Origin of the sequence: Arthrobacter rhizophilus (genome assembly GCF_026241105.1) — a bacterium.
Classification (GTDB): domain Bacteria; phylum Actinomycetota; class Actinomycetes; order Actinomycetales; family Micrococcaceae; genus Arthrobacter.
Map to the genome: position 1 here is coordinate 87,953 of NZ_JAPFFT010000004.1, position 12,323 is coordinate 100,275.

A 12,323-nucleotide genomic window follows, 5' to 3' on the forward strand; every position below is an offset into this window, starting at 1 on the left:
GTTGTGCCATGTGGCCGGCCGCGATAATCCGGTGCATCGACTAAGGAAGAGGTTCACCCAACAGTGAGCAACGCAGAAAACACCGCGTCCCAAGTACGTGATGTCATCATCGTAGGCTCCGGGCCTGCCGGATACACGGCGGCCGTCTACACGGCACGCGCCAACATGAACCCGCTGCTCATCGCCGGTTCTGTGACTGCCGGTGGCGAACTGATGAACACAACAGACGTCGAAAACTACCCAGGATTCCCTGACGGCGTCATGGGACCCGATCTCATGGAGAACTTCGAGAAGCAGGCGGCGCGCTTCGGGACCGAGATCCAGTTCGAGGATGTCACCGAACTAGATCTCGACGGCGACATCAAGACCGTGACCATCGGCACGGGGGAGACCTTCAAGGCTCGGGCGGTCATTCTGTCGACCGGTTCCGCCTACCGGGAACTCGGCCTGGCGAACGAAAAGCGTCTCTCCGGCCACGGCGTGAGCTGGTGTGCAACCTGTGACGGTTTCTTCTTCAAGGACCAGGACATTGCAGTGATCGGTGGCGGTGACTCGGCCATGGAGGAGGCACTCTTCCTCACCAAGTTCGCCAAGTCCGTCACCGTGGTGCACCGCCGAGACACGCTGAAGGCTTCCAAGATCATGGGCGATCGTGCCCAGGCACACGAGAAGATCAACTTCGTGTGGAACACCGCCGTGGAGGACGTCATCGGCGGTGACAAGGTGACCGGCTTGAAGCTGAAGAACCTCGTGGACGGTACCGAGTCCGAACTCTCCGTCACTGGCGTTTTCGTGGCCATCGGTAATGACCCCCGCACGGGACTGGTGAAGGGCACACTTGAGCTGTCCCCAGAAGGCACCATCGCCGTCGAGGGCCGCAGTTCCAAGACGAGCATCAAGGGCGTCTTCGCTGCCGGCGACGTCGTCGACCCCACCTACCGGCAGGCCATTACGGCCGCGGGTTCCGGGTGTGTCGCGGCCTTGGACGTCGAACACTATCTTGCAGACCTGCACGCCTAATCGGCACAGCAGCCATCCATTCGAAGGGAAAAAATTATGAGCAACGCTAAAGACGTTACCGACGCCAGTTTCAGCACCGACGTCCTGGCCGCTGAAAAGCCGGTCATCGTGGACTTCTGGGCAGAGTGGTGCGGCCCGTGCCGTAAGTTGGGTCCGATCCTCGACGAGATCTCGGTTGAATACGGAGACAAGGTTGACGTCGTCAAGCTGAACGTCGACGACAACCCGGCCATCGCCGCAGAGTACGGCATCACGTCAATTCCTGCCGTGTACCTCTTCAGTGGGGGAGAAGTGAAGAGCACGGTTATCGGTGCCAAGCCGAAGCAGTTCTTCGAAAAGGAATTTGAGTCCGTCCTGTCCTAAGGCTCGAGCGCCGCACTTTGGTGGCGCTTCCGGACTCAGCCGGTGGTTCCCGCTTATGAGCAGGATCCACCGGTTTTTTCGTGCCCGCGTCTTCTGGTTGCGGAGTCTTTTCGTGCCCTCCGATCCAGGTATCCCTTAATCGCGTTGCCGATCCCGTTGTTGGTGTATTGGCTTGATGTTCGAGCGATGGCAAGGAGGTCCACTACTCGCGTTGATCGCTAAGTTCACGCCGAGAACCCTATTTCGATTTCTAAACCTAGGAATTTTGAGCGGGAAGTGCCCAGCCGCAAGATGGCGTTCCGCCTATCTGGGGTAGGGCAGCGATGGGCTGTAATGCGGTAGCGTCTGTGGTTTGCCGCCCAGAATTGATCGTCTCCCTGGTTTCCAGGGCTCTTGCGAAGCCTCTAGCCAAATCCTTATGTCCGTCCAGGGATGGATTCCCCTTGCTTTCGTGCAAATGGCCTTTTGGATTGAGGAGCCGGTTTCACATGAAACAGTGCAGGGCGCTGCCGATGTATCTAGACGCACCTCGGCCCTTAGGTTTGTACGACAAATTGGTGCGGAACCTGTTTATGCACTGTTTCACGTGAAACGTCCATGTTCGCTGCAGTCGCCGTTCTCCAAGTTCATCGATCCAAGGGCCGGCCAGGGGGCGGCGCTGCTCCCGGGCTCTCCAAGCGCGATGCTCCAGATGTTGTCCTCGTATCCAGTGGTGAACGGGGAGTGACGCACAGATCCCTGGCTGGTGTGGACAGTTGTGCCCGGCTGTGTCTACGCCCATCTCTACGCCCATAATCATGCGAACGCATCGAAGACTAGGTGATTCATCTCGTAGCCAGGTTAGGTAGACGAACTACCCAAGGCTCGTCCATGCGTACCCGCCGTAACTACGCACCACCTTCTCCTACTTGTTTCACGTGAAACAACGCATGCGTGTGGCGCGGGAGCGGCGCCGGGGACAGAGACAGCGTCACGCACCTAGTAGCCTCTCATGATCGAAGCTTCCGTCTGACCTAGCCAGTCAATTGCCGGAAAGGGGTGCCGTTGTGAGCTTGATGCAACAGGACAGCGGGAATGGATGTTGACGTAAGCCAAAGAAGGAGACGCCCTCGCAGCCTTGAGCGGCTCCCACTCCACACAACCGCAATGCCTGTAGAGGACTACCCTGAGGCTCGGGTGACAGACTGGTGACCGTCCGAGCCGAAAATCCGCCAGCCACACACGTATTTCGAACATTCACGGGCGAAGCTAAACAGGCCTCCAAACCACTCCACCCCTTCGGCTTAGAACAGCCGCCAGCGCTCCCAGCTCCTATTCCGCGCGTCCACGACTTCTGCGGACTGTAGAACGCATGCCTTGCACTGACCAAGGAGCGAGCCCCAATAGCCCACTGAATTGGTCCAAAATAAGGCCTGGTTTCAGAGGGATATGAAAATGAATACAAAATAGCCTGTTTCTTGAATGCGAAAGCAAATCTGAGTGCTTCGATCCGTCCGCACTCTACTGGGGAGGCATCGCCAGTTCCTGCGGACCCCTATTGACCTTCATGGGAATGCATCGTGGTCTTCAGAGACCAGTGATGGACTAGAGTGGCTAATTCAACATCGCCATTCTTTGCTCGCAGCGTAGTGTCCGCAGCGTAGTGTCCGCAGCGTAGTGTCCGCAGCGTAGTGTCCGCAGCGTAGTGTCCGCAGCGGCCCGCCGTCCGTCGCGGCCCGATGTTCATCGTGCCCTGGCGTTTGTTAACCGCAGGAGGCGGGGATACCAAATCATGAGACTCGCACTGACCCTAGGTCCTGAAAGCCAGCACCTTTCGCGCAAATGAGCCCTACATCTCGACAAATCCAAAGGAGCAGTGGCAGCATTCCAAGGAGCTCTGGCCCCAGAACGCGGTAGACCGCCGCCGGCTTCTGACGGTTCTGCCGGCACCGCGATGGCCATCGTTAGAGCTGGAAGAAGAACAGGCCTGCGCCCCAGGCGAGCACTGCCGCGATCGCCTCGAGAACGAGTACGTGATTCCGCGCCCGTCACTAACATCCACCGGTGTTCCTTTTGCACCCGCACCCGACAGTACGTGTATGTCCGCGCGATCAGAGTGGCGTCCGTTGGACATCCCTGACATTGAGCGCGAGTCGATCACATCGTTCGCGAGGCTTCCTGTGGGTGGCCGGGAACAGTCGTACCCTCCTGAGCTGGGAGACACTCGACGCGTCCAATACTCAGATCACCTCCGCGATCCGGCGATAGCGGGGGCCGGATACCGTCCCGATCCAGCAGACCGGAATCCCCCGGCCTAGCTACCGGGGCCACGCAGAGCCCGTACACCTCGCAGACTCACAAAGCTCGAACCCGATCCATCCGCGGTCTGAGGGGCAGTAGCTCGCCGATCAATCAGGCTCATTGTCAGCACGAAATTCGGAGTCTCCGGGACCTACGCTGGCGCGAACGCCCCGTCCACATCTAACGGCATCCATGTGGAGGCTCGGGACAACCGATGTTCCGCCTTGAGCAGCTGAGTGACCGTAACGTTGGGCAAACCGACGGCACCGGCCACTCGGTGTCGGCCCAAGGAAGCAGTCCGAAACTTCTCGCCCCATGCTTTGGGGCCATCCAGGGATGAGTCGCTCATGAGTGCACGGTCGAGCTCTGATTCCGCCAAGAGTGCGCAGCATCAAACGCCGGCTGCTGGCTGGCAGAGCTCACTGAACCAATGTCGCCGTGAGTCGCCCCCCGGGAATGAACGACCCCGGACCGGAACCTTACGGGATGAGACTTGGCCAAGTCTGTGGGATCACGGCTCTCACGGCGGGCCGTCTTCCGTGCGATCTACTCCCTCGAACACGGCTCGGTATCAGAGTCGACCGGCACGCTCTGGGCCTACCGGTCTCAGCCAACACAGAGATGATCCCGAGGAAGATCTACCCAGAGTCGACAGACCGCATCCATGTCAGCAACCGAACACTCGGCCGGGTGAGCGTCGCGGCGGCTTGCGCAGCCACAAGAGTTGCGGATGGACTCCACATCTGGCAGACACACCGGCGCCTCCTGCGGGCACTGAGGGTCCTCGCTTCTTGTTTTCGATACGGAAGTCCCCGGCGCATAATGTCATCAGCGTGGTCACCGTTTCACGTGAAACATCGGCGGATCGCGGTGCTGGCAGTCCTTCAGCACCAACCTCGCCACTTCCTCACTCCCAGCTGCCGACCAGACTCGCCGCCTCATGGTCCAACAGAGGATGTGCGCTGGTGCCAACTACATTCACATCTGAGGAAGATATCCACCGATCGACCTAAAGTTATTCACATAGTTATCCACAGCGATATCCACCGGGCAGAAGGATGTGGATAGCCGTCCATCCGCCTGGGCAAAACCCGCGGCGTCCGAGGGCGGGTGTACGACTGCAAGTGCAATACAAGATCAATCCTCCGATTAGGCCGAAGCTGCGTTCAGAAGCGCGAAAATTGGGCAAAAAGCGATTCAAAACGGACAATTTTGCCGAGTTCAGGTTCTGCAGTCTTGTTTCACGTGAAACATGACGCCAAGGTGTTCAAGTTGGCCGAAACTCGAGGCGCGGACCAAACGGAAGGTGACAGATCTGAGACCCCGATATTCAAGCAACAGACAAGCTATCAACAAAGTTATCCACAGCGATATCCACCGGGCTGCTCATGCTTTTCAACAGCCAGCCAGCAGGCCCACTGGGCCACACGAACGGCTACATTAGATCTAACCCGTTGCTGTACTTCCGATGCTCATTTACAATTCTTGCCGCACTGGGAGAACGTCTGTGCCCCTAAGACTGGCAATAGCAGCCTCGAACAAACCGCGGATGGGGTCCTCGCAAAGTCCCGGACCGGAGCCGGGATGACTTCGAAGGAATCTCCGCTCGAACCTCATAGCGCTCAATGATGGAAGCCCAGCGCGCACTGACAGCTCGCCGCTAACGCGCCGTCCTGGCCAAGAAGCCCAACGGAACGGAGCACCACCAACTGGTGTAGGCATGGGGACAACAGACAGTGTCCTAATCCGCAAGCATCCGAGATCGATCGCAAGGGACTGGGCCGGGCGCTGCGGGCGGCCTACCTCTCCGGCCCCACAGGCCGCTCTTCTTGCCGAGCTCAAACAGGTGTGGGGGAGTGAACGATCTCTGGGCGAAGGACTCGATCTCGCAAAACCAAGGCGGCGAGCACACAAATGCTTGCCGTCGCCGCTCGAGACGATCAACTTCACCCCACTACTACCCGCGACCATTACGCGCGGGTCACGTGCCCAACCTTGGCTGCTCCAAGAACGCCTAGCCCAAATCCCTTGGAGGAGCCGCCATCGTTGTGCCAGGTTGGGACAACACGACCGAGCCTTGGCTGGACCCCGTCTGAGCCCAAGGAACCTGACAGGTACCACAAGCACCAACGCATCAAGGACAAGGTGGCGCCGTGGAGTCGGACGCTCCATAGGGCGCACCAACTCTCGGCTCTGGCGAAGAGAATTTGGCTACAGTCGGCCTAGCCAGGCAACGTCGAACAGCAAACACCCAGCGGGTTCGACGTGCAGCCAATCCATGGTCGGGTGGGAGTGCTTGGCCGGAGGACCACCAGAATCTGGAACCCGAGGAACGGAACGAGCACTCCGAGCAGATGAAGCCGGCGGGAGGCTGACCAGGGTCACCGACGCCCAACTCGCGCCCTCAGCCTGCCGGCACAGCCCTCAAGAACCCCTGTTCCAAACATCACGGTTGTCGTCCCACAATCGCATCTGGTAAGGCGCACATGACCGCGCCGCGGAGGTCCGCAGGCGGTCGCGCACAGAAGCGCAACGAGCAGAAGCAACGAGCGCCGAGTGTCCGACATCGGCTGGCAAACAGGGGCGGCCAGGCACAGGCGACCAGGCACAGGCGGTCGGGGACGGGGACGCCGAGTCCATTCTCGACTCCGGCGCAGTTCTGGCAAAGGGAAATTGTAGCGAGGCATAGTTCTGGATTTGAGTCCCGAAGCCTTCGCTTCCCATGATTCAAAAGGAAGTTTCTAACCCACCAGGAATCCAAGGGAGTCGGATCCCGGGAGTGTTGGCGTCAGGAACGGGAACAGTGGACAAAGCAGTCGGACTCAACGCTGCGGTGGTGGGCTGTCCAGAAAAGGCAGGGCCAACAGAATCAGGGCCGGCGCAGAGTCTTTTTGAAGATGGAAAGTCCAGGGCCTCCAGAAACGCGGAAGCTCTCATCCCATCGAGGATGAGTACATGAACTAGATCGAACGCTAAGTCGTCCATCCAGTCACCTCTTGGCGGACCAGCCCATAACGGCCGTCGCTATACTGCGAGCGAACTCCCAGTTCCGCACAGGGGAATCTTCATGGGTCAGTGTTGTAAACCTTCAACGTGACTGCTTCACGTGAAACATAGATCCGGACCATCAACTTCCGAACGACGACTCCCAGGGGATGCCTCCGGCTTGTGAAGCAACCGCCCGCAGCCAATAGCATCCTAGTTGAGAGGCACGACGCAGACGGGTCTCAGGTGGGGGAGAAGCATCGGAACCGGCTTCCTCCGCCAGCAGCTTTCGTAGTCCAATGAGCAGTCGGGGCATGCGGGGAATATTCTTTTCAGCGGTCGTCGGAATCTGCCCCCAACAAACAACTCATGGAACGCCGGCCAAAGGGATAAGGCTACTTGGGATTCCTCGACCGCGATACCCGGGGGGAGTCCCCGAAAGTGTTTCACGTGAAACGCAAGAGCGCGGTCTGACCGATTGTGGCCATTTTGGCATGGAACCCCAGGTTGGCTTCGGCGACCTGCATCCTGGACATCCACTGGGCACGGCGAGAATCCGCGCGCAATCCGCCGCGGTAAATAGTCCTGCAGAGAATGATCGCGTCACCAGCACCCTCGCAGACACACCAGAACATCAATAACGCGCCCACACCTCAACTCACCGCAAGTTTGAAAGTAGCGGCCACCCACCCGGGAGACCCCGAAATGGGACGCGCGTGCCTACCGTCTATCCCACGCTCCCACACCCTGATCGCCGAAAGCCAAGGGCACCGATGGAAGAGTACCTCCACCAATCGCAACGCCACAGTACAACCACCGTTTCACGTGAAACACCTGCCACCGCCCCGAGGCGTAACGGGGCCGCTCGCAGAAACGAACGCGCGCGACCTGCTCCGAGGCCGCCATCAACGAGGTAACGCACGCACCGATAGATCTCAGCACGCGAACGCCCCAGAGTGCCCCAAAAAACCATACTGGGCCCTTTGCCCCCAACAATCCTGACAAAGAAAATGAGGCCTGCTTCCTCAGAAGCAAACCCCATTCCATAGAGACCAGACAGACTAGCCTTCGGCGTCGGGCGACAACACATCCATGATGCGGTTGAGGTCCTCGACACTCGCAAATTCGATGCTGACCCGTCCCTTGCGTGCACCCAACGTGATCTTCACGTTGGTGTCTAAACGATCCGAGAGAGACGAAGCAAGGTAATCCAGGCGCTCGTGGCGTGCATTGGGCCGCGGGATGCTGTTCTTAGGCGGAACCGTAGGATCCTGGTACAGTGCCACGGCTTCTTCAGTAGCGCGAACAGACATCCCTTCGGCGACGATCTTCTGTGCGAGTCGTTCCATGGCAGCGGCGTCCGGCAATGCGAGCAATGCGCGGGCATGACCCGCCGACAGCACACTGGCTGCAACGCGACGTTGAACCAAAGGAGGAAGCTTGAGAAGACGAATGGTGTTGGACACCTGCGGACGCGACCGTCCAATACGATCAGCCAACTGCTCGTGGGTAGTACCGAAATCCTCAAGCAACTGCTGGTACGCAGCTGCCTCTTCCAGGGGGTTCAGTTGACTACGGTGGAGGTTCTCCAGCAGAGCATCGCGAAGCAGGTCATCGTCATTCGTGTCACGGACGATCGCCGGGATCGTTTCGAGGCCGGCGGCCTGAACTGCCCTCCATCGTCGCTCACCCATGACCAGTTCATACGGTTCTCCACCCTTTTCGGTTGAAGTACGTACAACAATTGGCTGGAGGACGCCGATTTCCTTGACGGAGTGAACCAGCTCCGCCATGTCGTCCTCATCGAAGACGCTGCGCGGCTGTTTGCGGTTGGGGTGGATGTCACCGACGGGAATTTCGGCGAAACGCGCACCTGGAACCTCGACCAGCTCAACCTTCGGCGCGTCCACAGGAAGAGTTTCGGAAACGGCGTCTCCCGCAGCATCGGAACTCGCTGCCTCCGCTGCGGCTGGTTTTGACGTGACGGAGATCTCCGCTGACAGCGACTTCGCCGCGGGAGTCTTTGCCGCCGTCGAACTCTTAGACGAAGATCCTCGTGAGGGAGAGCTCTTCGCTACCTCCGTCTCAAGCACCTGCGGACTATCCACCGTCTCTGGTGCCTTGCGCGCCTCGGGAAAGAAGAGGTCCACAGGGCGCGATGCCGGAACGCCATTGCCCGATGCACCAGCCGAAGCGGAGCTGGGAATGAGAGCCCCAAGACCCCTACCCAGGCCTCGTCGCTTTTCGCTCATTAGTATGTCCCTCCGGTGGAATGGCAAGAATGGAGCCCGCCAAGGATGTTGCAGTGATTCAGAAAGTCTAGCGCTCGGCGATTTCCGTGGCGGCTTCCATGTAGGACAACGCGCCGCTGGATGACGGATCGTAAGTCATCACCGTCTGTTGGTAGCTCGGGGCCTCTGAGATTCGCACAGAGCGCGGAACCACAGCGCCGAGAACCTGCTCCGGGAAATGCTGGCGAACTTCCGACGCTACCTGCGCGGCAAGATTCGTGCGTCCGTCATACATCGTCAGCAGAATGGTGGAAACGACCAGATCCGCATTGAGGTGCTTCTGGATCATTTCAATGTTCTTGAGGAGCTGGCTAAGGCCCTCCAAGGCGTAGTACTCGCACTGGATGGGAATGAGTACCTCGCTGGCCGCGCAGAAGGCGTTGACGGTTAGCAGGCCGAGGCTCGGCGGGCAGTCGATGAAGATGAAGTCCAAGCGGCCTTCACCATTCTTCGCGCGTTCCTTCGAGTACACATCGATTGCACGGCGCAGACGCTGTTCACGTGCAACAAGGGAGACCAACTCAATTTCGGCGCCGGCCAAGTGAATCGTAGCCGGTGCACAGATGAGATTGGGAATGTCGGGGCAAGGAGCCACCACGTCGCGCAGGGGCAGGTCATTGATCAGCACATCGTAGATGCTGTCGACATCGGCGTGGTGCTCAATGCCAAGAGCGGTGGATGCATTGCCCTGTGGGTCAATGTCGATCACCAGGACATTGAGTCCTGCGGAAGCCAGAGCGGCGGCGATGTTGACCGTAGTGGTGGTCTTTCCCACCCCACCTTTTTGATTGGAGACCGTGAAAATACGGGTGTTCTCCGGCTTGGGAAGTTCGCGCCCCAACAGCCGTTCCCGGCGTCGGGTCTCGTTCGCGAGCTGGCGCGCAATCGGGCTGGAGTCGTCGATAGAGTCCATGACGTTGTCGCTTCCAACAATCAATGTTTCACGTGAAACAGCGGCATTTGCAACCAAATTCGTGCGTATAAGCGCAGATTCAAACGACGCCGAGGGCGCAGCCATTGCCCTCGCGGACCCCAGGGAAATAAACGGCGGGATCCGCTGCGTGGAGGTTTCGCTACTGCCCACTGTCACACTCTCACTCTCATTCGGCTCTAGCTGCCGTTCTCTAGCTTAACCGCTCAGCTGCGGACACGCGGGACACAGCGCCGAAAGCTAAGCGATCTTCCGCTGTTTGTTGACGACGATCCTCACCACTGTGGTGGGTTCCTCCAAAAGTTCCTGTCCACAAATCACAACGGATGTTTCCACGCCTCCGAGCTTGCGGATAACCTTGGCTGCTTGCTCAATCTCTTCGGCCGCGCTGCGGCCCTTGATCGCGACCACTTCACCCTTGCCGTTGAGCAAGGGAATGGTGAGTCCAGCCAGCTTGGACAAAGCAGAGACTGCCCTCGCAGTGACAACGTCCGCGTTGACCATTCCCACCGCGAGCTCAGCCCGCGTTCGCATGACGGTGACGTTGCCCAGCCCCAGATCATCCACAATTTCCTGGAGCCAGATAACCCGGCGTTCCAGGGGTTCGATCAGTGTGAGTTCAAGGTCGGGACGTGCAATCGCCAAACACAAGCCGGGAAGCCCGGCGCCTGAACCAACGTCCACAACATGGCTGCCGTGGGATATAGCCGACTCGATGACGGCACAGTTGAGGACATGCCGGCTCCAGAGGCGGGGAACTTCACGCGGGCCGATCAGCCCGCGCTCGGTTCCCGATGTCGCCAAATGTTCTACGTACCGTTGGGCGAGCCCCAAACGGTCACCGAAAATCTTCTCTGCCGCCTGCAGCTCGGCCGCCGTAATTTCAACCATGATCCGTTAGTCGACCGAAACCACGATATGGCGACCAGCGCCTTCACCCTCGGACTCTGAAACAAAGCCGAGGTCCGCAACGGCATCGTGCACAATTTTCCGTTCGTAGGCGCTCATCGGTTCAAGGGCCACTGAAGCGCCAGTTTCCTTGACTTTGGCGACGGCGTCTTCGGCAATCTGCTGCAGATCGCCGGCACGTTCTTTACGGTAGCCGTTGATGTCGAGCACGAGGCGCGAGCGGTTCTCGGTTGCAGACAGTACAGAGAGGCGCGCAAGCTCCTGAAGGGCCTCGAGCACTTCACCGTCGCGGCCTACAAGGCTCTCAAGACCCGCGGAATCGTCTTCAGCTGCGATGGAGATGTAGGTACGGCCATTGCGGATCTCGATGTCGATGTCGCCGTCGATGTCGGCAATGTCCAGGAGTTCCTCGAGGTAGTCTGCGGCGACGTCGCCCTCTTCCTCAAGACGGCTCACGGAAGAGCTCTTTCCGGTGGACTCGTCCTCAGCGTCAGTTTCTACCGTCGCCTCTCCCAGTTCCTCGGTGGCCCCAGCGGCCGTTGCCTCTTCGGTGCTTTCAACAGACATTACTTCTTCTTCCTGTTCTTACGTTGTGGCTGGATGCGCTGTGCCCTGAGTTCGACGGCGGCCACTTCGGCAGCAACGTCGGCGTCCTTCTTACCGCCCAGGAGGGGGTGGGACGGCAAGCCCTTGGCAGCACGACGCTCAGCAAGTGCCTTCGCTGCGGGGGATCCCGGCGTCGGCATGCGGCGGATGACAAAGAACTGCTGGCCCATGGTCCACAGGTTGGTGGTGGTCCAATAGATGAGCACACCAATCGGGAAGTTGATGCCACCCACACCGAAGACGAGCGGCAGGATGTAGAGCATCATCTTCTGCTGGCGCATGAATGGGCTGGCCATGGCCTCTTCGGACATGTTTTTGGCCATGATCTGCTTCTGCGTGATGAACTGCGACGCCGTCATGGCGAGGATCATCACGATGGACAGGACCCACACAATCGTCTGGTCGGCACCGGGGAGACCGCCGCCGTGAAGCAAGGAAGCCGAGAGCGGTGCGCCGAAGATGCTGGATTCGTCGAACTGCACCACCTGGTCGTGGCTCAGGGCGCCGATGCCGATGCCGCTCTGGCGGGCCTGGGTGATACCGGAAAGCACTTGGAACAGCGCGAAGAAGAACGGCATCTGGATCAGCATGGGCAAACAGGCGGAGAACGGGTTGGTTCCGTGCTTCTTGTACAGCGCCATCTGTTCCTGCGCCATTGCCTGGCGGGAGAGCTGGTCCGTCTTGCCCTTGTACTTCGCCTGCATCTTCTTCAGATCAGGCTGGAGCAGCTGCATGCCTCGCTGTGCCTTGATTTGCTTGACGAAGACAGGGATCAGGGCGGCGCGGATCACCAGCACCAAGCCGATGATGGACAGCGTCCAGGTCCAGCCGTTCTCCGGCGGCAGGCCAATGAAACTCAGCCCGTCGTGGAACCCCAGCATGATCGCGGACACAAGCCACTTGAACGGGGCCAGAATTGTTCCAAAGATGTCCATACG

At 59.2% G+C, this 12,323-nt stretch carries 7 protein-coding genes; 2 read left to right on the top strand and 5 right to left on the bottom strand.

Going from position 1 to position 12,323, the window contains the following annotated elements; all coding sequences use genetic code 11:
* Positions 1–63: 63 nt before the first annotated feature.
* Positions 64–1,020: a thioredoxin-disulfide reductase gene (gene trxB / locus OOZ51_RS05510; protein WP_265978169.1), complete on the top strand. Its 957-nt coding sequence runs from the start codon at positions 64–66 to the stop codon at positions 1,018–1,020.
* Between the two features lie 36 nt (positions 1,021–1,056).
* The gene (gene trxA / locus OOZ51_RS05515; protein WP_133203770.1) at positions 1,057–1,383 is read left to right on the top strand and encodes a thioredoxin; all 327 of its coding nucleotides are present in this window, start codon (positions 1,057–1,059) and stop codon (positions 1,381–1,383) included.
* Between the two features lie 6,326 nt (positions 1,384–7,709).
* On the opposite strand, the gene OOZ51_RS05520 is transcribed toward trxA, so the two are convergent.
* The 5 genes from OOZ51_RS05520 to yidC all read right to left on the bottom strand — a co-directional run bounded on the left by OOZ51_RS05520 (position 7,710) and on the right by yidC (position 12,320).
* Positions 7,710–8,900, bottom strand: a complete 1,191-nt coding sequence (locus tag OOZ51_RS05520; protein ID WP_265978172.1) for a ParB/RepB/Spo0J family partition protein — start codon at positions 8,898–8,900, stop codon at positions 7,710–7,712.
* Between the two features lie 67 nt (positions 8,901–8,967).
* Positions 8,968–10,023, bottom strand: coding sequence for a ParA family protein (locus OOZ51_RS05525; RefSeq protein WP_265978173.1), 1,056 nt, complete (start codon positions 10,021–10,023; stop codon positions 8,968–8,970).
* Positions 10,024–10,110: 87 nt separating this feature from the next.
* Positions 10,111–10,761: a 16S rRNA (guanine(527)-N(7))-methyltransferase RsmG gene (gene rsmG / locus OOZ51_RS05530; RefSeq protein WP_265978174.1), complete on the bottom strand. Its 651-nt coding sequence runs from the start codon at positions 10,759–10,761 to the stop codon at positions 10,111–10,113.
* A 6-nt stretch (positions 10,762–10,767) separates the two neighbouring features.
* Complete coding sequence (locus OOZ51_RS05535) at positions 10,768–11,346, bottom strand: Jag family protein (protein WP_265978175.1); 579 nt, start codon at positions 11,344–11,346, stop codon at positions 10,768–10,770.
* Positions 11,346–12,320 (bottom strand): membrane protein insertase YidC, encoded by a 975-nt coding sequence (gene yidC / locus OOZ51_RS05540; RefSeq protein WP_265978176.1) that lies wholly within the window; start codon positions 12,318–12,320, stop codon positions 11,346–11,348. Before yidC ends, OOZ51_RS05535 begins: the two co-directional genes overlap by 1 nt.
* Positions 12,321–12,323: the final 3 nt, after the last annotated feature.